General features: G+C 43.1%; 25 protein-coding genes. 22 read left to right on the top strand and 3 right to left on the bottom strand.

The window, feature by feature from the left end; genetic code table 11:
* Window positions 1-140: 140 nt before the first annotated feature.
* The 3 genes from ACQ96U_RS23100 to ACQ96U_RS23090 all read right to left on the bottom strand — a co-directional run bounded on the left by ACQ96U_RS23100 (window position 141) and on the right by ACQ96U_RS23090 (window position 2,492).
* Window positions 141-1,262, bottom strand: a complete 1,122-nt coding sequence (locus tag ACQ96U_RS23100; RefSeq protein WP_431723635.1) for an RtcB family protein — start codon at window positions 1,260-1,262, stop codon at window positions 141-143.
* A complete protein-coding gene (locus tag ACQ96U_RS23095) occupies window positions 1,255-1,626 on the bottom strand; it encodes a hypothetical protein (protein ID WP_431723634.1) in 372 nt (123 codons plus the stop codon). Before ACQ96U_RS23095 ends, ACQ96U_RS23100 begins: the two co-directional genes overlap by 8 nt.
* 344 nt (window positions 1,627-1,970) lie before the next feature.
* Window positions 1,971-2,492 (bottom strand): DUF2726 domain-containing protein, encoded by a 522-nt coding sequence (locus tag ACQ96U_RS23090; protein ID WP_431723633.1) that lies wholly within the window; start codon window positions 2,490-2,492, stop codon window positions 1,971-1,973.
* Window positions 2,493-2,874: 382 nt separating this feature from the next.
* Between ACQ96U_RS23090 and ACQ96U_RS23085 the strand changes: the two genes are divergently transcribed.
* The 22 genes from ACQ96U_RS23085 (at window position 2,875) to ACQ96U_RS22980 (ending at window position 18,964) form a co-directional block, all read left to right on the top strand.
* On the top strand, window positions 2,875-3,195 hold the full coding sequence (locus ACQ96U_RS23085) for a hypothetical protein (RefSeq protein ID WP_431723632.1): 321 nt from the start codon (window positions 2,875-2,877) through the stop codon (window positions 3,193-3,195).
* A 589-nt stretch (window positions 3,196-3,784) separates the two neighbouring features.
* A complete protein-coding gene (locus tag ACQ96U_RS23080; RefSeq protein ID WP_431723631.1) occupies window positions 3,785-4,192 on the top strand; it encodes a 3TM-type holin in 408 nt (135 codons plus the stop codon).
* A gap of 17 nt (window positions 4,193-4,209) precedes the next feature.
* Window positions 4,210-4,434 carry an HP1 family phage holin gene (locus ACQ96U_RS23075; RefSeq protein WP_431723630.1) on the top strand — a complete coding sequence of 75 codons (225 nt, stop codon included), beginning with the start codon at window positions 4,210-4,212 and terminating at the stop codon, window positions 4,432-4,434.
* Window positions 4,435-4,438: 4 nt separating this feature from the next.
* Entirely contained in the window at window positions 4,439-4,960 is a 522-nt protein-coding gene (locus ACQ96U_RS23070; protein WP_431723629.1) for a hypothetical protein, read from the top strand.
* Between the two features lie 156 nt (window positions 4,961-5,116).
* Window positions 5,117-6,457: a hypothetical protein gene (locus tag ACQ96U_RS23065; protein WP_431723628.1), complete on the top strand. Its 1,341-nt coding sequence runs from the start codon at window positions 5,117-5,119 to the stop codon at window positions 6,455-6,457.
* Window positions 6,457-7,857, top strand: a complete 1,401-nt coding sequence (locus tag ACQ96U_RS23060; protein WP_431723627.1) for a DUF4055 domain-containing protein — start codon at window positions 6,457-6,459, stop codon at window positions 7,855-7,857. The genes ACQ96U_RS23065 and ACQ96U_RS23060 overlap by 1 nt, the downstream gene beginning before the upstream one ends.
* Window positions 7,847-8,941, top strand: a complete 1,095-nt coding sequence (locus tag ACQ96U_RS23055) for a minor capsid protein (RefSeq protein ID WP_431723626.1) — start codon at window positions 7,847-7,849, stop codon at window positions 8,939-8,941. The genes ACQ96U_RS23060 and ACQ96U_RS23055 overlap by 11 nt, the downstream gene beginning before the upstream one ends.
* 22 nt (window positions 8,942-8,963) lie before the next feature.
* Complete coding sequence (locus ACQ96U_RS23050; RefSeq protein WP_431723625.1) at window positions 8,964-9,713, top strand: hypothetical protein; 750 nt, start codon at window positions 8,964-8,966, stop codon at window positions 9,711-9,713.
* A 12-nt stretch (window positions 9,714-9,725) separates the two neighbouring features.
* Window positions 9,726-10,739 carry a major capsid protein gene (locus ACQ96U_RS23045; protein ID WP_431723624.1) on the top strand — a complete coding sequence of 338 codons (1,014 nt, stop codon included), beginning with the start codon at window positions 9,726-9,728 and terminating at the stop codon, window positions 10,737-10,739.
* A gap of 31 nt (window positions 10,740-10,770) precedes the next feature.
* Window positions 10,771-11,061 (top strand): hypothetical protein, encoded by a 291-nt coding sequence (locus tag ACQ96U_RS23040; RefSeq protein ID WP_431723623.1) that lies wholly within the window; start codon window positions 10,771-10,773, stop codon window positions 11,059-11,061.
* A gap of 2 nt (window positions 11,062-11,063) precedes the next feature.
* A complete protein-coding gene (locus ACQ96U_RS23035; RefSeq protein ID WP_431723622.1) occupies window positions 11,064-11,567 on the top strand; it encodes a DnaT-like ssDNA-binding protein in 504 nt (167 codons plus the stop codon).
* Window positions 11,564-11,929: a hypothetical protein gene (locus ACQ96U_RS23030; protein ID WP_431723621.1), complete on the top strand. Its 366-nt coding sequence runs from the start codon at window positions 11,564-11,566 to the stop codon at window positions 11,927-11,929. Before ACQ96U_RS23035 ends, ACQ96U_RS23030 begins: the two co-directional genes overlap by 4 nt.
* Entirely contained in the window at window positions 11,926-12,312 is a 387-nt protein-coding gene (locus ACQ96U_RS23025; protein ID WP_431723620.1) for a hypothetical protein, read from the top strand. The genes ACQ96U_RS23030 and ACQ96U_RS23025 overlap by 4 nt, the downstream gene beginning before the upstream one ends.
* Window positions 12,309-12,725 (top strand): phage tail terminator-like protein, encoded by a 417-nt coding sequence (locus ACQ96U_RS23020; protein ID WP_431723619.1) that lies wholly within the window; start codon window positions 12,309-12,311, stop codon window positions 12,723-12,725. The genes ACQ96U_RS23025 and ACQ96U_RS23020 overlap by 4 nt, the downstream gene beginning before the upstream one ends.
* Window positions 12,726-13,664: a phage tail tube protein gene (locus ACQ96U_RS23015; RefSeq protein ID WP_431723618.1), complete on the top strand. Its 939-nt coding sequence runs from the start codon at window positions 12,726-12,728 to the stop codon at window positions 13,662-13,664.
* On the top strand, window positions 13,664-14,038 hold the full coding sequence (locus ACQ96U_RS23010) for a phage tail assembly chaperone (RefSeq protein WP_431723617.1): 375 nt from the start codon (window positions 13,664-13,666) through the stop codon (window positions 14,036-14,038). Before ACQ96U_RS23015 ends, ACQ96U_RS23010 begins: the two co-directional genes overlap by 1 nt.
* Window positions 13,990-14,379, top strand: coding sequence for a phage tail assembly chaperone (locus ACQ96U_RS23005; protein WP_431723661.1), 390 nt, complete (start codon window positions 13,990-13,992; stop codon window positions 14,377-14,379). Before ACQ96U_RS23010 ends, ACQ96U_RS23005 begins: the two co-directional genes overlap by 49 nt.
* Window positions 14,339-16,633, top strand: a complete 2,295-nt coding sequence (locus tag ACQ96U_RS23000; protein ID WP_431723616.1) for a hypothetical protein — start codon at window positions 14,339-14,341, stop codon at window positions 16,631-16,633. The genes ACQ96U_RS23005 and ACQ96U_RS23000 overlap by 41 nt, the downstream gene beginning before the upstream one ends.
* Window positions 16,633-16,977 (top strand): phage tail protein, encoded by a 345-nt coding sequence (locus ACQ96U_RS22995; protein WP_431723615.1) that lies wholly within the window; start codon window positions 16,633-16,635, stop codon window positions 16,975-16,977. Before ACQ96U_RS23000 ends, ACQ96U_RS22995 begins: the two co-directional genes overlap by 1 nt.
* A complete protein-coding gene (locus ACQ96U_RS22990; protein ID WP_431723614.1) occupies window positions 16,974-17,684 on the top strand; it encodes a phage minor tail protein L in 711 nt (236 codons plus the stop codon). The genes ACQ96U_RS22995 and ACQ96U_RS22990 overlap by 4 nt, the downstream gene beginning before the upstream one ends.
* A gap of 1 nt (window position 17,685) precedes the next feature.
* Window positions 17,686-18,417 (top strand): C40 family peptidase, encoded by a 732-nt coding sequence (locus ACQ96U_RS22985; RefSeq protein WP_431723613.1) that lies wholly within the window; start codon window positions 17,686-17,688, stop codon window positions 18,415-18,417.
* Window positions 18,401-18,964, top strand: a complete 564-nt coding sequence (locus ACQ96U_RS22980; RefSeq protein ID WP_431723612.1) for a hypothetical protein — start codon at window positions 18,401-18,403, stop codon at window positions 18,962-18,964. Before ACQ96U_RS22985 ends, ACQ96U_RS22980 begins: the two co-directional genes overlap by 17 nt.

Here is an 18,964-nt window from a genome sequence, read left to right as displayed (position 1 = left end):
TTTAGCATACTGGAAGGTAAATTCCTAAATTCAGGAAATAGAGCTTTTAACCCCTTCACCTCAACACAGAGAATTATATTTCGGAGTAAAACCTGAAGAGAATAGCCCTGTTTACAGGGCTATTCGAGGTTGGTGTTATTTCATGTGGTACCTTTGTAGCTTAATATCGGCTCAAGTTGTCGTTTTACTTTGAACAGATTTTTCTGGCTCTTGATCACCTGGCCAATCCGTTTATAACTCTCTGGCGCCTCTTCTGTGAGGCCAGCTAGTTTTTCTGCTTGATAAAAGACACCACTCAATTGCTTCTTTAATCTTTCTGATGTGATCGAGCGCCTTGCCTGGAATCGGCTCATCGTACGTCCAGCTCCATGAGAGCAAGAAAACATTGAATCAGTGCTACCTGTTCCAACCACATGAAAGCTATCGCTTCCCATACTGCCAGGGATAAGCGCTTGTTCATTGGCTCTGACTGAACAGGCTCCTTTTCGATGTAACCATAGTGACTGTCCGTTTATATCTTCTTGCTCACAGTGATTATGATCGCAGTGGATGAGCTGAGATTTATTGATATCTGCTTGAAAAACTTCATGGAACAATGCTTCACATTGCGCCAAGATCATCAATCGATTCACTGAAGCATAACGCCTTGCCCACTGCATATCCTGCAAAAAAGCTTCGCCACTTTCAGTTCCTGAGTCAAGATAGGTCAAGCCATGGGATCGCCCATGACCGCAATTTAAGTGGAAGTCTCTGATTGCAGGCCCCATACATCGAGATCCTGTGTGGATCATTAACCATAATTGTCCCGATAATTTACAGCGTTGCAATTCTAGAAAATGATTGCCTTGGCCTAACGTTCCTATTTGCCGGGAGCCATTTCTAATGAATTCTTTTTGGAGTAACTCAGCAGAAAGCTCACCGAATATCGATAAGTCAGAATGGTTTTTATGCTGAATGATAGGTACAGACTTCGACAGCCTCTTAAAGATAACCGCCGCTTCTTTCTCTTGAATATCATCAGCACACATAGCTATTGGCGCTGCTAACATGCCACAGCCAATATCACCACCAATTGCAGTTGGGTAAATCAACTTTGTCGTTGCAAGGACGCAGCCGACACACACATTTTCAGCTAAGTGCGCATCTGCCATAAGCCGAATGTGTTTTACGTCTTTCATCAGGCGGAGTCTTTTGACTTGCGTGGTTAGCTCATCACCAAGTTTTTCACTCAGCCAATGGCGATAACTGGCTTGATTATGCATAGTCTTCATCCTCCATCAATATTTGAAAATTGAATGAAGGAACTGATTTCCGGTGCAGCCCTTCTGCAACCACTGCCCGGATCTGACCTTTATGACTTTGCAACCAGCGATGCACTTGCTGGACTTCCGACAAATTCACTGGTTGAAGTGGAGCCAACTCAATGATAAAAGCAGCACGGTTATCAGACATGTTTACACGCAGTACAGTCCAATGATGTAAACCAAGCTCCTGGATCGCATAATGAATCCATTTTTGCGCCTGACGACATAAGCGTTGGTTGTTTTGCTTAGAAAATTGCTGTGTTGTTTTCTCTAAACGTGGAGAAATACCGTCACCTTCACAGATAGATGCGCAGTATTTCAAGATCTCTTTTGATGATTTCATCGATCTCTCCGCAACATAAGTTGCATCTGGCTAAAAGGATCAGCCTCAAAATCGATTGATGAGTAGAAAGAAGATTAACCGATAAAGAGGCTGGTGATCTGAGTCGATGATGTTGCAATAGGATACATGTCAGCCTCCTTCGTGAATTGAATTAATCGAACGCGTATCTTAACCAAGCAGTTTTACTTGTCAACCTTTCATAAGTCTGTAGGCAATTTGATACATGGCTTATGAGAGCACTTTTGATAGTCCTCCCCTGCTCATCACAAACCTCAGCCGAGGGAGAATGAAACAACTAAGTTATACAGGAATTCGCTGGCTAGTCATCCTGGGTTCAGGGCAAGCATAATTTGATCCCGAACAGTTTGTACTTGATAACCTGATTTAGCCTTAAATCGGATCAAAACTAACCCTGCACTTTCACAAGCTTTATTAATTAACTCATCTCTTTTTACTGCTCTTTCGTTATTGTGGCTTTTATCATCCAATTCAACTACCGCAATAACTCTAAAATTATCTTCTGAGCACAAAACATAATCAAAGTGTTTTGATGATATTTTAAAAAAGGCCGTTTTCCAACTTTTGTGATCAAGACCTTTAGCAGGGTTAATCACATCAGCGACTCGAACTTTACCAAATACACGAACCCCATTCGGCACAGCTTGATCAAGTACCCCTAAAAATGATCTCTCCGCAGGAGTAAAAAGTGCTCCTTTTGAGTGATAGCCTGGCGACTGGTAAGAGTTATATCTTTCAACTCCAGCCTTAAAACCTCTATCTCCTGCGCTCTTTGAAAAAAACGCTAGCACTACTAACATTACAACAGCAAGTACGATCCATTCCATTACTTCACCCGTTAAAAAATGCACTTGGAAGCACAATCTAAAGTGCTTGTGTAGTGGTATGATAATAACCAAAAAAACAGTCCATAGTATTGTGAAATGAGCCCGTTCAGTGAGTATGTGGAGTCAAATTGGTCATAATACAAAATAAAACAATTTTCGCGTCAAGAGCTCCCGCAGCACAACATCAAGTATTCTGACTACAATGACTTAGTAGCTGGAAGACAATAAGTGTTCCGTTTAGCTTGTGTAGATGATAAAGAAAGTCAAGTGAAAAAAGCTCATATTCATAGGGTCAATGCATATAAATTTAGTTAGCAAAAAATCGATTATCGCAATTTCAGTTATAACCATACTGCTATTTTCTTATTACTGGCTTCCTTCAGTGTTCAAGCACTTATGGGAAAGTACACACTCAGATGTTCAAAACGTCACTGTTAGTGGTTATGTGTACGATAAAGACAAAAAAGCTATGAGTGGTTATACACTGTATATAACCAACTATTACTATGAAGGCGGTGACTATGATGGGTTTGGTGGCAGTAAAGTACATCAGGTTGTGAGTGATGAAAACGGGTACTATGAGTTAAAGCTAGATAAGAGTGCTTTCATACAAATAGACTCAGTAAAAGAAGGATATACAAAGTCTTTAAAAGACAAATACATTTATGATCAAAGTGTAAAAATAGACTTTTACACTAAATAGTATTAACAAGAAAGCCTATCTAGACTCTAACTTGTTTAATGATTGAACGAATTTTTAAACGTATACTGTTTTATAGTGCCCGTTTAACTAATACTTTTTGATACAAAAGTACTTGCATGAGAGTACCCACTAACCTATTATTGCTAAGCACGTCACAGTTGTAGCCGTGCGGCCTATGGAAGATTTAAGTTGTTTCTTCTTAAGTAGGGGAATAAGGATCATGCAAGAAGTTTACTCAATTCAATATTTTAGCTCATCACTCAACAAAACGATTAGTTGTAATTAATCGTTTGTTATTCGCTAGTTGTAAATAATTAACAATCTCTTTTACTAGAGAAAGACTGTATTTGTCGTTCTCCTAAAAAAATTTTGTTTACTTAACTCAACGCGTTGAAAATAATTGTTGATTTTGTGATTTTAAGTTTGTAGTATCGTGCCGTTTCACTAGATTTTACGCGGCTTTTAAGCTAGCTCAACTTTTTACACAGTTAGTGTAATTAGTGAAATTTTTCACCTACAAACTTACTTAAAATTAACCCAAAATAGAGCGCAAAACTTTGTGCTTTATAACGTCTTATAACTTAGAAAAATGAAACTACTAGACATAAACGGGTTAGCCGACTCTATTTTTAATGGTCTTGATGAGCTTTTTACATCTGATGATGAGCGCCTGAAAGGCAAACTAGCAATAATTGAAGCATTGAATAAAGCTAACCAGCTTCAGGGGCTGACGAACTTAGAAGAGGCTAAAAACCCCTCTATTTTCGTGTCCGGTTGGCGTCCAGCTTTAGGCTGGTTATGCGCGTTATTGCTGGGCTATGCATGGATTGGCCGCGATTTGATTGTCATGGCACTAGCATTGTCAGGTCATACCGATGTTGCAAACACGCTACCAATGATAGATACAGGTGAATTATTTTCACTCGTATTTGCATTACTAGGATTAGGCGGAATTCGGTCTTTTGAGAAAACTAAAGGCGTGGCCCGCCATAAATAAGTAGAAGGATTTTAAAAATGGGAAAAATTGCAGCGTCTGCACCCTACGTCGGAAGCGCTGCAACTGTCGTTGCCGGGCTAACACTTTCTGAGTGGGGAATGATTTTCGGTATTGTGCTCACGTTTGCGACTTTCGTCATTAACTGGATCTACAAGCACCGGAAAGATAGAAGAGAAACAAAGATATTAGAGCATACACTGACTTGCGACCAGTGTCGCAGTAACTCAGACAAAGGTGTGTAACCCATTGTTTTTAAAGGTGAAAATCACTATTTTCTCGCTCTATCCGGACACATCCGGACACATAAAAAAAGAGCAGAAAATCACGCAAGAAGTAAGTAGAAAAATGCCAACTAGCAAAAGAACGAAAGCAAGAGACAAAAAATTTTTTCAAGCTATAGAGGCCGGTTACGGTGTTGGCATGGCAGGAAAAAAAGCCGGTTATAGTCGTACATCAGTTTATGAGTATAAAAATGATGACTCGTATTTTGCCGAGCAATGGGAAGAAGCAAAACAGATATTTATTGAAGAGTTGGAGTTAGAGGCTGACAGGCGTGCTGTTGTCGGTATTGAAAAGGCCATTTACTACAAAGGGGCAAAAGTAGGCGTACAACAGGAGTATTCTGACACGCTTTTAATGTTTCGATTAAAAGCGCTTGCACCTGAAAAATACAGAGACAGGCAAGAAGTTAAACACGAGGGCAAAATTGACGGCAAAGTTGAGCTAGTTAAGCCTGTCGTTAATTTAACTTTAACGACGGAAGATTAAAGCTCAAAAACGTTGCTGTTTTAAATTGTGATCTAAAAAGAAATGTCCTCATTAAGTATTAAGCTGCATAGAAGACAAACGGAGGCATACCAGTCGCACGCCAGCGAAATACTTTATGGCGGCGCGGCTGGTGGTTAAGGCGGGAAATCCCATCTTATGCGCGTCGTAGCAATTATGCTATGTGCCGAAGTTGAAGGTATTCAGGTTTATTTATTCCGCCGTCTTTCTGATGATTTATACAAAAACCATATGGAAGGCGCAGGCGGTTTTTATGCCCTACTTTCGCCTTGGTTTGATGCGAAGTTTGTAAAATTTAACGGCTCTAAAAATTTCTTAGAGTTCTGGAACGGCTCAAAAATTTGGTTAAGTCACTGCCAGTATGAAAAAGATTTAATTAAATACCAGGGGCCAGAATTTCACGCGCTTTTAATTGATGAGCTAACGCACTTTACTGAAAAGCAATACCGTTTTTTACGTGGCCGTTGTCGTTTAGGTTCGCTTAACGTTCCTGATAAATACAAAGGTAAATTGCCGTTAATTTTAGCGGGTTCGAACCCTGGCGGTGTTGGTCATAACTGGGTTAAGCGCATGTTTGTTGATGCAGCCCCACCGATGGAAGCGTGGCGAGCACCAAGAAAAGAAGGCGGTATGTTAAGGCAGTACATACCCGCAAAAGTTGAAGATAACCCAACGCTAATCGCAAATGATCCCGACTATTTAGAGCGGCTTGAGGGGTTAGGCGATCCGGCCTTAGTTAAAGCTATGCGCTCAGGTGACTGGAATATTGTTGCAGGTGGTGCCTTTGATGATGTTTGGTCAGAACGTGTCGTATTACCACGTTTTAAAGTGCCCAGCAGTTGGCGTGTAGATCGCTCTTTTGACTGGGGTTCTACCCATCCGTTTAGCGTTGGGTGGTGGGCTGAGGCTGACGGCACAGAAATAAAACTACCAGACGGTAGTGTTTTTTGTCCGCCTCGCGGCTCAATTATTCGTATACACGAGTGGTACGGCACGAATGAAATAGGCACAAACCAAGGTTTGAAAATGTCTGCTAAAGAAATTGCGCAAGGTATTAAAAAGCTTGAGCAACAGCTTATTGCTGATGAGTGGATAAGCAAAACACCTTATGCAGGACCATCAGACAACCAAATTAGGAACGTTGTGAGATCCGATATAGACACGATTGAACAGGAAATGGCAAAGGTGGGTATTCGCTGGAAAGAGTCGGATAAATCACCCGGCTCGCGTATTAACGGCTTGGAATTAGTTAGAAGCCGATTAAAAGAAGCTGGCAAAGATCACCCGGAGGAACCAGGGCTTTATTTTATGGCGCACTGCAGAGCAGCCATTTCATTAATACCAACATTGCCGCGTGATGAGAAGAAACAAGACGACGTTGATACAGCATCAGAGGACCATGTTTATGATGAGATCCGCTACAGGGTGCTAGGAACTAAGCGCGAAGCAATGTCTATTAAAATGGGGTTTAGCTTCTAATGGCTGATGTAACTTTCCAGCACCCGGAATACACCAAATTCGCCAAACAATGGCGGATCGTCGAAGATGTTTGCGAAGGTGAGAACGTTCAAAAATACCTACGCACGCTTAACCCTGCTGATACCAGCGAGCACAACCGAGAGCGTAACGAGCAGTATAAAAAAGGTGCCGTATTTTATAACGCTACGGGTAGAACGTTGCAGGGGCTTGTGGGCGCGGTTTTTCGCAAATGGCCGTCTCTTAGTGTTCCTGCTGCTTTGGAGTATGTAAAAGACGATATAGACGGCTCAGGCGTTAGTATTTACCAGCAGTCACAGAGTGTCTTAGCTGCGCTTATGAGCAAAAGCCGTCATGCGTTGTATGTTGATTACCCCAACGTTAAAGCGCCTGCTTCTAAAGCTCAGCAAGCAGCGGGGCTAATAAGGGCTAGCGTTGTTAGTTTGAGTGCTGAGAGCATTATTAACTGGCGTACTCAGAAAGTCGGTGCAAGTCATTTGTTGTCGCTTGTCGTCATCAAAGAATGTGTAGAGCAAACGACAGATGATGGGTTCGGGCTTAAAAGCGTAGAGCAATATAGGGTTTTGCGGTTAGACGGCTTCTACCGTGTTGAGGTTTGGCAGAAAAACGCTGACGGGGAATGGTCCATAGCTGACGTATATCAGCCACTAAATGGCAAGGGCCAGCCCTGGCGATTTATCCCGTTTACATTTATTGGCGGTGAAAACAACGACGCTAAGGCGGAAAAGCCTATTTTGCTTGATCTCGCAAAGCTCAATTTAGCTCACTATCAAAACTCAGCGGATTATGAAGACAGCGCTTTTTTTGTGGGGCAAGTACAACCATGGTTAAGCGGATTAGATGAAGACTGGCGCAACTGGCTACAGGAAAACGGTTTATATATAGGCTCCCGCAGTCCTATATTGTTGCCTCAAGGTGGTCAATTTGGTTTTGCTCAGGCCGCACCCAATAGCATGGTCAAAGAAGCCATGGACCAGAAAGAGCGACAAATGATAGCGCTCGGTGCAAGGCTCTTAGACAAAGGCAGTGCAGTAAAAACAGCAACAGAAGCACAAGCCGAAAACGAGGCCGAATACTCTGTATTGTCGTTAGCTGCAAGTAACGTTTCAGAGGCTTACACGCTGGCGCTTAGCTGGATGGCTGAATTCATGAACGCCCCGGCTGACGTGGAATATACGCTTAACCAAGAGTTTGCGCAGTCTGAGCTTTCGCCGCAAATGCTTACTGCATTAGTACAAGCTTGGCAGTCTGGGCAGTTACCCAGTTCGGATCTATGGACGCAGTTCAGAAAATACGGCGTGATTGATCCCGAAAAAGACGACGAAAGCATTAAAGAGGAGCTAGAGCAAAGCGACACGGGTTTAGGGTTAGATGATGAATAACCCGCTATTTAATATTGCCGTTAGAAACCAAGTCTTTTTAGAGGGCTTAAAAAGCAATGAAGTAAATCAATTTGTTGCTTTTCTAAAGCGCATTGATAAAGAAATTAAACACCGGCTAACTGAAAATGATTTAGCGACATTTTCAAGAACACGTTTAGAGAAGCTTTTAAAAGAAGTTGATAAAGCGCTGGCGATAATTTACAGCGATTATTTTGATTTTCTAGCGGGCAGTTTAATTGAGATTGCAGAATATCAAGCCGAGCTTGAAGGTAAGGCGCTTGAAAGCGCTGTAACTGACTCAGCTATTGATCTGCCCGACATACCGAGAGAGTTTGAAAGCGTTGTGCCGTCTAGCTTACATCTTAGAGCCGCTGTACTGTCTAGCCCGCTATCGGTACGCGGTCCTGATGGCGGTAAGCTACTAGAGCCGTTTATTAAAGACTGGAAAAAGATAGAGCGACAGCGGGTAGTGGGCGCAATTCGACAAGGCTTTTTCGAGGGTCAAACTAATTTCGACATTATTCGGAATATTCGCGGCACCAGGGCAAATAATTATCGCGATGGTTTGCTGGCAATTAGCAAGCGAAATGCAGAAGCAGTTACTAGAACAGCTATACAGCATGTAGCGTCTGTTGCGCGGTTTGAAACGTGGAAATCTAACGACGATATTGTAGAGGGTTATCAATGGGTTTCCACTCTCGACAGCAGAACAACGCCGCAATGTAGATCTCTGGACGGCCAAGTATTTGAGCTTGGCAAAGGCCCTAAGCCACCAATACACATACGCTGTAGAAGTACGACAATAGCAAAGCTTAGAGATGAATTTAGCTTTTTATCAGAAGGTAGAACCCGCGCCAGTATCAACGGGCCGGTTGATGGAAAAGTTAATTATTATGAATGGCTAAAAACAGAATCTGTAGCCTTTCAAAATCACGCGCTTGGCCCTAAATGGGCAAAATTATTTAGAGACGGTGGCTTATCAGCTAAACGATTCGCTGAATTAAGTTTAGATAGAAACTTTAAACCTATCACCTTAGAAGAAGCTAAAAAGTTAGAGCCAATGGCTTTTGCAAAAGCCTTTTAACAATTAATTAGGGTTAACACTAATGTTGAAATTTCAATTAGATTCGCTGGACGGCGTAGACGAAAACTTGCAAAGTTTTTATGAAGAAGTAGACGGCAAATATTGCCTTAAAATTGAAGGTTTAGACGATACTGGCGCATTAAAACGGGCTAAAGAACACGAGAAAACAGCCCGCAAGGCCGCAGAAGATCAGGCCCGCGAGCTTAAGATGCAACTAGACGCGCTGCAGGCACAAATCAACGAAAATAAAGATAATGAAGCGCGTAAAAAAGGTGATATTGAAGCTTTAGAAAATTCTTGGAAAGAAAAATATACCAATAATGAAAAATTATGGTCTGAGAAATTAACTCACCGAGAAAAAGAGTTACAAGGTAATATTGAAAAACTGCAAAATAATTTAAAATCTATTTTAATTGATAAAGAAGCTGTACGCCTGGCCTCTGAATTAGCCGTTGAAGGTAGTGCAGAATTATTAATTCCTCACATTAAAGCACGTCTTGCCACCTCAGAACGCAATGGGCAGTTAGTAACTGTCGTCAATGATTTAGAAGGAAAGCCAAGTGCTTTAACGCTTGATGAACTTAAACTAGAGTTTGCAAACAAAGCGGCTTTTGCCCCTGTCATTGTAGGCTCTCTCGCCACTGGTAGCAGTGCTTCCAGCAGCAAAAGTAGCAGTGCTACTAAAAAATTTAGTGAATTATCAGAAGCTGAAAGAACTGATCTTTATCGACAAGATCCTGAGCAATATCGTCAGCTTAGAGATGCAGAATAAAGGAAATAATTAATGCCTACAACACGATTAACAGATGTCATAATACCTGAAGTCTACGCAGACTATCAGGCAGAAAACGCTCCAGAAAAAACTGCTTTTGCTCAAGCGGGTATTGCTGTCTCTAATGACATGCTAATTGCTAAAGCAAATAGCGGTGGTAAGACGATTGATATTCCATTTTGGCGAGATCTGGATGCAGCAGAAGAGCCAAATTACTCAAATGATGATCCAAAAGACAAAGCTGAACCAAATAAAATTGACTCTGGCGAACAAGTAGCACGTGTTGCCTACTTAAACCAAGCATATAGTGCCACTGACCTTGCTGGTGAAATTGCTGGGAGTTCACCAATGCAACGGATCAGAAATCGATTTAGGGTTTATTGGCAACGGCAATGGCAACGTCGCTTGCTAGCAGCCTCTCAAGGTTTGCTGGCGTCAAATATAGCTCAAAATGATGCAGATATGGTGTGTAGTATTGCCATTGAAGATGGTAATGCGGCAACTGAAAAAAATAAATTCAATCGTAGTGCACTGGTCAATGCCGCTTTTACTTTAGGAGATCAATTTGAACAAGTAAAAGTTATTGCAGTTCATTCAATGATTTATCAAAAAATGATAGACAACGATGATATTGAGTTCATTAAAGACAGCCAAGGCAATTTAACTATTCCTACATACCTAGGGCGACGTATTGTAGTAGACGATGGAATGCCTGTAATTGCAGGTAATACAAGCGGCTTTAAATACCTTAGCGTGCTTTTTGGTGAAGGTATGTTTGGATACGGTGAAGGGAAACCTAACGTTCCTGTTGAGGTTGAACGCCAAGGTCTGCAAGGCGGTGGTGGTGGTGTCGAGTACTTAATTGAGCGTAAAACATGGTTAATTCACCCATTTGGCACTCAGTTTACAAGTAGCAGTGTCTCTGCCGCATCAGCAACACTTGCGGATTTACGTAAAGCTGAAAACTGGAAGCGTGTAGTGCATCGTAAAAATATGCCTCTCGCGTTTTTGGTCACTAATGGATAAATAAGGGCTGCAAAGCCCTTAAGGGTTTTCTATGACAGAAAAAAACCAAGATGGCTTTATTCCTGGGCAACTGGTGACATTTGAGGAAATTTCCAAGCAACTTAGGGATTTCAAACGAAAAGCACTAGAAAACAACAGTGAACAACCTATTCCTCTTTCAGAAAAAATTGTTAAAGCCTTAAGCCAGCTAGACCATAACAATGATAGCCACTGGACTAATGCCGGTTTACCCAACGTTAAAGCCGTTGAAGAAATTCTAGGCCAGGACGTAACACGGTCTGACATTAACGAGGCTGCGCCAGAGTTTAAGCGCGAGGTGTAGTAATGATAGTTGTAGAAGACGGTAGCGGTACGAATCCCAATGCTAACAGCTACAACAGCGTTGAAGCTCTGCGCACTTTCGCTAAGTTGCGCGGTATTGATCTAACTGGGCTATCAGACGACGAGTGTGCTGTATTGCTAATCAAAGCAACGGACTGCACCGAGTCTAAAGCCAGTAAGTACCAAGGCGAGAAAACCAATCCTAAGCAGCCGCTACAGTTTCCCCGGCGCGGTGTTCGTGTAGATGGCTTGCTGGTGGGTGAAAACGAGATTCCGCGTAATCTTGAATACGGTCATTTACAGCTAGCACTAGAAGCCCGTGAGCATGACCTGATGCCTAACACGTTGCCTTATGATCCAGTGGTTACTAAAGAGCGCGTAGAGGGTGTGGTAGAAACGGTTTATGAAAACAAAGGCACGCCCGACAAGGTGCCAGCATTTGCCAAAGCTGAGGCACTTTTAGCCCAGCTCTACAAGAAAAACGGCTTATTCCTGGTGCGCGCATGAGTGACGACTTTTACCAACGATCAGCAGAAACCGTCATTAGGATGCTTAAAAAGCGCGGTATGCCGGTATTTCTAGCACGCTCAACAGGTGGCGTATTTGATCCAGTAACAGGAAAAACGACACCAGGCGTAACAGAAAAACTTGAAACACATGGCGTATTAACGAGCTTTACCAAAACCACAGAAACCGAGCTTGGCGGAAATATTATTGCAGGCGATATGCTGCTGGTGCTGACTGCTGAAGTTGAGCCTTTGCCTACGGATCAATTACTGGTAAACGGCGAGCCTTGGCAGATCGTGCACATATTGCCGGTTAATCCTGCAGGCACGCCGATTTGCTACAAAGTGCAGGTTAGAAAATGAGTTTTAGTAGTGATCTCAATCTGTTCGCTAATAGCTCCATTGGAGCCGTAGAGCGCATTACAAACGCTATTAAGTTAGAGCTATTTAGCGGTGTAATTCTAGACACACCTGTAGATACAGGCCGCGCGCGGGGTAACTGGCAAACGTCTACGGGCTACCCTGCTACCAGCACTGTAGAGCGCCTTGGAGCGAATGCATCACTTAATGAGATGCGTAATAACTTGGGTGGTCTTGATAGCGCCACATACTTAGTTAATAACCTGCCGTATGCTGTAGCTTTAGAGTTCGGCCATTCAGGGCAAGCGCCTAGCGGTATGGTAAGAAAAAACTTTGCTCGAATTAATCAGATTATTCAAAGAGCAGTTAATCAGTATTCGATATGAGCTTTTTAGCGATCAAAAAAACGCTTCTCAAGGCGTACTTAGATGGCGGGTTCAATCTGCCTACAGCTTACGATAACCGTAGCTTTGAGCCTGAAGGCGGCCAGCCTTGGGCGCAAGTTTTTATTAATAACAATATGCCAGATCCCGTAACACTGGGCGATAAAGGCGAGAACGAACACACCGGCTTTTTACAAATAGATATTAATTACCCGATTAATGCGGGTGACGGTGACGCTTTAGAAAAAGCCGATGAAATTACTAATTATTTTCACATCGGCAGGCCATTTAATTTTGAAGAGCAAAGCATTTTTATTAAATCTAGCGGTGTTAACCGGCTTAGTGATCAACCGGCGGAATGGTATCGCTTAGTAATAACAGTCAATTGGTCTGCACGAACCAGGAGAATTAAATAAATGGCTGACGGAAGTAGACATAGTATGTCGTTAGTCTTGGAAACCACGCCAGGGCAAACGCCAGTTAAGCCAGAATTTGAGCCTATACGACATACAGGCACAACTTTAGCGCTCACTAAAAACACCTTACAGTCTGAAGAGATACGCGCAGACCGCCAGATAACCGATCTTAGACACGGTGCTTATCAGGTTAGTGGTGATATGAGTGTAGAGCTGTCATATGGCTCGTTTGATACGATTTTAGAAGCGACCCTTTGCGGCACATGGCAAAAAGATAGCCCCAGCACTGGCGTTGATGAATTAAAAGTAGGCACTGTGCGCCGTTCATTTACCGTTGAGCGTAAATTCTCAGACTTAGAGGCGTCTGCTAATCCTTATCACCGCTTTACTGGGGTGGAGTTTAATTCGCTCAAGCTGCAGATAAACGCTGATGCCATGGTTAAAGGTACTATAGGCGTTATTGGTCGCGGTATGAGTACGGCGGGTGATGCGATTACTGATGCAACCTATAAAGAACCTGCGACAACAAGCCCTTTAGACTCATTTACTGGCTCTTTGAAAGAAGCAGGCAAGGCTATTGCTGTCATTACTGAAATTCAGTTAAACCTAGAGAACGGTTTAGAAGCGCGTAACGTGGTGGGATCCAAGGAAAGCATTGCCCCATCAATTAATCAGTCTAATGTTTCCGGCCAAATTAGTGCTTATTTTGAAGACTCAACATTAATTAATAAATTTATTAATGAAATTGAATCGAGTATCGAGTTTACGCTACCCGACGGCGCAGGCAATGAATACACCTTTATTTTGCCTCGCATTAAATACACTGGCGGTCAACCTGACGTGTCAGGGGCTGGTTCCATTATTTTAACAATGCCTTTTCAAGCGCTATTTGATGCGACAACCCGTAGTAACTTATTAATTAGAAGGAAATCCGCATAATGGCGTCTATGCAATCTTTTTTTACCCGTCAAAAAGCAAACGAGGGCATTAAATTGCCTTTGTCTTTGCCTGATGGCACACCAACCGATGAATATTTAATGATTCGCGGCATTGATTCCGATCATTATCAGACAGCCATTAATGAAGCTAAGCGAGCTATTTTCGCTAAATCAAGCAAAGATACGTCAGACTATGACCCCGCTGAAGCTGAGCTAGATGTACTTGTGAGCCTTGTTGCTGGCTGGTCGTTTGAGGAAGAATTAACACCCGAAAATATAAAAAACTTTTTAAAAGAAGCGCCACAAATTGCTAAACAGATTGATAAATTAGCAGGAGATCGCGCGCTTTTTTTCGGCAAAAAACAGAGCAGCTAGCACAGCATTTTGAAATAGAAATTAAACTGCACCGCTGCCCTGTTGGATCAGATACACCCTTAAAAAAACAGCTTTTACAGGTTTATAAAACCACAGGCAAAAAGCCGAAAGAATTAACCGAGCAACCCGAATGCCCGCGAGAGCTTGAGTATATCTTGCAATGGTGGTTAGAGGTGCGTGGCTCTGAACCCCTTACCTTTACTGAGTTACAAAACTGGTCGCAACTGACGCATAAAAATTTGAGAGCTTGGGAAGTTGACTTAATTCGATCATTAGACCGAATTTACTGGAACACGATAAATGACAACAGCAGCACAGCTACAGATAGCCGTTCAAACTAGCGGCGTAACATCAGCTACTAGTGAGCTAAGAAGGCTTACCAGTCAAGGCCAGCGCACAGAGCGGGCAACTGATGGGCTAAGCCGCCAATTTACTAAATTTGTAGCAGGTGCAACGGCTGCCGCGACTGCTGTTGCTGCTGCGACTGTCGCACTTGTTAGAAATTCAGCCGCCCAGGTTAAGGAAATGCAAAACTTAGCCAGGGTAGCGAATACAGGTTTTGAAGCGTTTCAGGGTTTTGCATACGCTACGGAGCAAGTAGGCGTGTCGGCTGAAGCTCTGGCGGATATTTCAAAGGATGTACAGGACAAGCTAGGGGATTTTATTGCTACGGGTGGCGGCGAGTTTGCTGACTTCTTCGAAAATGTTGCCCCTAAAGTCGGGTTAACCGCTGAAGCGTTACAAGGTTTGTCCGGGCCAGACGCTTTAATAGCCGTTAAAAAAGCCCTTGATGACGCTAATGTCAGCGCCTCCGAGCAGGTGTTTTACTTAGAGTCTATTGCCAGCGATGCATCGTTATTAACACCTTTGCTTGAAAAAAACGGTGAAGCTTTCAGGCAGCAAGCGGAAAAAGCTAGGGAATTAGGCTTAGTGCTTAATGACATTGATGCCGCCAAGCTTAAAGAGGCTGCTATAGCATCTGATGAGTTTGACGCGGCATTAGAAGGCTTAGCTAATCGCTTCTCGGCTGAGTTCGCACCTACATTTACTGAAGGCACACAAAGAGCAACCGACGCACTCACAGAGCTTAATGCCATGCTTGCATCGGGCCAGATGGAAGCTTATTTAGAGGCTATTGCTAATAAATTTAGTGGGTTTGGGAAAGATATTGCGACAACGCTTGATGTTTTGCGCGATATCTTTAACGAAGCCTTTGGAAATATCAGCGTTAATGGACAGAAATTATCTACATTTCTAGTAGATGCTTTTAGAGATTTACCCGAAAATATTCGCGCATTCATCCAAATAATGACCGTTGAGCTAGCCGCATTTATTGATAAATCGGCGGCTTACGGTCAAGAAATTATGGATAATTTGCAGTTTTGGAAAAAGGAAAGCTTTGATTTAGAAGCGCGCCTTAAGGTTATTAATGATGCACGCTTAAGCAGCTTATCAGCAATAATTGCCGAAAATGATGCATCAAAAAAATCATATAAAGATCAAATAGAGCTAGGTGAAGATTTACGCGAAAAGTTCGAAAAAATAAAAAAAGAGAAAGCATCAGCCGCCGCTACTGACCTACCAAAAATAAACTATACGAAACCTACGGCGGTAGTAGATAAAGACGCAGAAAAAGAAGCCAGCCGACTGGCAAAAATTCGTGAGCGAGAATTTACGACGCTTCAGGAATATTTAAAGTCTGAAGAAGAAGCGATTTTAGAGAGTTACCAGACTCGACTTAAAATCATTGAGGCAAATACCCAAGGCAAACCAAACGAGCGCGCAGACCTTAAAGGCAAACTAGACCAAAAATATGCAACTGAAGCGCTAGACGGTTTTGTTAATGAGTCTGACACGTTCGAAGCAAAAGCCGCCAAGATCGACGAAGAATACAGCATAAGACGTGAACGTATTTTAAGTAATACAGCACTGACTGAGCAGATGCGCACCGATCTTGAGCTACAACTCACTAGCGAGCGCAATACACAATTAAATGCTCTAGAAAACCAGCGGCAACAGCAGTTAATGCAATCGTCATCGGAATTATTTGGCAGTCTGGGCGATATTGCAAAAACGTTTGTGGGCGAACAATCTGGCGTTTATAAAGCACTTTTTGCAACGTCTAAAGCTTTCTCTATAGCACAGTCTGTTATGAATATTTCGACCGCTATGGGTGAGGCTTTAAAGCTTCCGGTGCCTGCCAACTTTGCGCAAATGGCAATTGTTGCGTCAGAGGGTGCAAGCATTATGTCCACCATTCAAAGCGCTAATTTCGCCGGAGCATTCGACAAAGGCGGGAATATTCCAGCTGGGAAATTTGGGCTAGTGGGTGAATACGGACCCGAATTAATCAATGGCCCGGTAAACGTCACAAGCCGTAAAGATACCGCGAAAATGCTAAGCGAGGGCGGCGGAAATTATACCTTTGCCCCCGTGATAACTATTCATGTCGAAGCAAAAGACGACGAGACCGGCCAAGCTCAAGCTAAAACGATCAGCGTAGAAGTTGAACGAGTGCTTGAACACTCTATGGCTAAGTTTATTCGACAGCAGCAGCGCCCTGGTGGAATGCTTAATCGAGGCGGTAGATATTAATGGAAACATTACCCGATATACCCGTCAGTTATGGCAGCTCAGCAAGTACAGAGTTTCGCGTACTAGAAGCGAACTTTGGCGACGGTTACACCCAGCGGGCCGCTGACGGTATTAATAATATACGAGACACATGGTCTGTAACTTGGGAAAACCGCGATACTGCCGACATATTTACCCTGGTTAAATTCTTAAAAGCACGGGGAGGATTCCAGGCTTTTTACTGGACGCCGCCGGGTGAAGTTGAGCCGCGCAAATGGATCTGTAAAGCATTCGACGGCCCCACCCCAGCGGGACCAGATACTTACACGCTAGAGGCGTCATTTAAAGAAGTATTCGAGCTATGAGCCTAGATTCTGCTGTGCAAACCCTGGCACCTGGCGAGCTAATAACTATTTACGAGCTTGATTTAACGATGCTCGGTGGTGAAGTACTGCGCTTTGCATCGACTATTGATGTACCCGACCCAGTGTATTTTAACGGGTATCGTTATTTACCTGTTGAGATCGAGGCGCACGGCTTTGACTGTAACGGGCGCGGGGCACTGCCTACACCGACGTTACGCATAAGTAACGCGGAGCGTATAGCCAGTGCAGCCATGCAAAACTATAACGATTTGTTAGGCGGTAAATTAACCCGAATTCGCACGTTCTCGCAGTTTCTCGACAACGGCGCTGATCCAGATCCTGACGCCCGGTTTGCTGACGATATTTACCGGATTGAGCAAAAAACCGCTCATAACAAAGTATACGTTGAATGGGAAATGTCCGCTTTGCTCGACCAGGAAGGCCGAAAGCTACCAGGACGGCAAGTGTTGCGCGATGCTTGTACGCACGTTTATCGAACATATAACACTACAACAGGTGAGTTTGATTATAGCCGGGCCACTTGTCCATATACTGGAAAAGCCTGTTTCGATCATGCCGGCAATCAATGCGGGTCCGCCCAAGACTTTTGCAGCAAAAAGCTATCTGATTGTCGTAAACGTTTTGGTCAAAATGCGGAATTACCTACGCGTGCTTTTCCTGGTGTCGCAAAAATAAGGAGTTATTAGCATGTTTGACCTATCCATTGAAACCGCTATACAACACCATGCGCATAACTGCTACCCGCAAGAAAGTTGCGGTTTTGTGATTGAAAATTACGGTTATTATCCCTGTAAAAATATTGCCGAGGATCCAAAAAATACATTTTTAATTGCAGTAAAAGAACAGCTCGCCGCTGAAAAAATCGGTAAAATCGTTGCGGTTGTTCATAGCCACCCCGACGGCCCCGACTACCCCAGCGAAGCGGACATGGCGCAGCAAGTCGCGTCTGGTCTGGCTTGGGGAATTGTTTATGTATCGGCTAAGGGCTGCAATGATGTTGTCTGGTTTGGTGATAGCGCAGAAAAGGCACCCTTAATTAGTCGCGGTTTTCGTCATGGTGTGACAGATTGTTATGCATTAATTCGCGATTGGTATTTAGCAGAAAAAAATATTTCATTAAAAGAATTCCCAAGGTCTTGGGACTGGTGGAATCAAAAACAAAACCTTTATTTAGACGGTTTAAAACCAGCTTCTTTTATTATTGTTGATGAATCAGAAATTCAAATTGGTGATGTTTTTTTAGCGCAAATTCGCTCAGATGTGCCAAACCATGGCGGCATTTATTTAGGTAACGGTTTAATTTTGCATCATTTGGCCGCTCATGACCCCGTTGATTTAAGCCGTTTAAGTGTACGTGAGCCGGTTTATCGTTGGAAGAAATTTATCACTCACTGGATTCGGTATGTTGAGAAAAATTAAATTGCACGGCTTTTTAGCTGATAAATTCGGCACTGAATTCATGCTTGATGTGTCCACCGTTTCCGAATGCATAAGAGCGTTAAGCCTACAAATTAAGGGGTTTGAGGAAGCAATAAAAGGAGGCCAATACAGAGTCATAAGAGTTTCTAAACAATCCGAGATTGATTTAGATGAAAGTCAGCTTGGTTTTAATTTAGGAAATGCCAGTGAATTACATATTAAACCTGTTATTGGTGGTGCCAAAGGTGGCGGCGGAGGTAAATCCGTTGTGGGTATGGGTTTAATTGCATTGGCCCCGCTAACGGGTGGCGCATCAATGGCCTTGTTTGGTGCAGGTATGGCAATCATAGGCTCGTCTTCTTTTTTAAGCCCTACCCCGCAAGTAGACAGTTATTCAAGGCGCGAAGCCCCGGAAGAAAGACCATCATTCTTATTTGATGGCCCGGTTAATTTATCTGAGCAAGGGGCAGCGGTGCCGCTTGTTTATGGTCAGATCCGCACGGGATCGGTGGTTATTTCTGCCGGTATTGCAGCAGAAGAAGTCTAA

The sequence above is a fragment of the Zooshikella sp. RANM57 genome, from assembly GCF_050749885.1.
In the GTDB taxonomy this organism is placed as follows: Bacteria; Pseudomonadota; Gammaproteobacteria; order Pseudomonadales; family Zooshikellaceae; genus Zooshikella.
Note: the sequence above shows the minus strand (reverse complement) of the source record. Positions and strands in the feature narration are given on the sequence as shown.

Coding starts and splice junctions, on each gene's coding strand:
- ACQ96U_RS23045 (WP_431723624.1), top strand. CDS start 9,726: ATGCCTACAACACGATTAACAGATGTCATAATACCTGAAGTCTACGCA.
- ACQ96U_RS22985 (WP_431723613.1), top strand. CDS start 17,686: ATGTTTGACCTATCCATTGAAACCGCTATACAACACCATGCGCATAAC.
- ACQ96U_RS23080 (WP_431723631.1), top strand. CDS start 3,785: ATGAAACTACTAGACATAAACGGGTTAGCCGACTCTATTTTTAATGGT.
- ACQ96U_RS23010 (WP_431723617.1), top strand. CDS start 13,664: ATGGCGTCTATGCAATCTTTTTTTACCCGTCAAAAAGCAAACGAGGGC.
- ACQ96U_RS23015 (WP_431723618.1), top strand. CDS start 12,726: ATGGCTGACGGAAGTAGACATAGTATGTCGTTAGTCTTGGAAACCACG.
- ACQ96U_RS23035 (WP_431723622.1), top strand. CDS start 11,064: ATGATAGTTGTAGAAGACGGTAGCGGTACGAATCCCAATGCTAACAGC.
- ACQ96U_RS23065 (WP_431723628.1), top strand. CDS start 5,117: ATGCGCGTCGTAGCAATTATGCTATGTGCCGAAGTTGAAGGTATTCAG.
- ACQ96U_RS23000 (WP_431723616.1), top strand. CDS start 14,339: ATGACAACAGCAGCACAGCTACAGATAGCCGTTCAAACTAGCGGCGTA.
- ACQ96U_RS23090 (WP_431723633.1), bottom strand. CDS start 2,492: ATGGAATGGATCGTACTTGCTGTTGTAATGTTAGTAGTGCTAGCGTTT.
- ACQ96U_RS23060 (WP_431723627.1), top strand. CDS start 6,457: ATGGCTGATGTAACTTTCCAGCACCCGGAATACACCAAATTCGCCAAA.
- ACQ96U_RS23025 (WP_431723620.1), top strand. CDS start 11,926: ATGAGTTTTAGTAGTGATCTCAATCTGTTCGCTAATAGCTCCATTGGA.
- ACQ96U_RS23050 (WP_431723625.1), top strand. CDS start 8,964: ATGTTGAAATTTCAATTAGATTCGCTGGACGGCGTAGACGAAAACTTG.
- ACQ96U_RS22995 (WP_431723615.1), top strand. CDS start 16,633: ATGGAAACATTACCCGATATACCCGTCAGTTATGGCAGCTCAGCAAGT.
- ACQ96U_RS23040 (WP_431723623.1), top strand. CDS start 10,771: ATGACAGAAAAAAACCAAGATGGCTTTATTCCTGGGCAACTGGTGACA.
- ACQ96U_RS23075 (WP_431723630.1), top strand. CDS start 4,210: ATGGGAAAAATTGCAGCGTCTGCACCCTACGTCGGAAGCGCTGCAACT.
- ACQ96U_RS23055 (WP_431723626.1), top strand. CDS start 7,847: ATGATGAATAACCCGCTATTTAATATTGCCGTTAGAAACCAAGTCTTT.
- ACQ96U_RS23020 (WP_431723619.1), top strand. CDS start 12,309: ATGAGCTTTTTAGCGATCAAAAAAACGCTTCTCAAGGCGTACTTAGAT.
- ACQ96U_RS22990 (WP_431723614.1), top strand. CDS start 16,974: ATGAGCCTAGATTCTGCTGTGCAAACCCTGGCACCTGGCGAGCTAATA.
- ACQ96U_RS22980 (WP_431723612.1), top strand. CDS start 18,401: ATGTTGAGAAAAATTAAATTGCACGGCTTTTTAGCTGATAAATTCGGC.
- ACQ96U_RS23100 (WP_431723635.1), bottom strand. CDS start 1,262: ATGCATAATCAAGCCAGTTATCGCCATTGGCTGAGTGAAAAACTTGGT.
- ACQ96U_RS23030 (WP_431723621.1), top strand. CDS start 11,564: ATGAGTGACGACTTTTACCAACGATCAGCAGAAACCGTCATTAGGATG.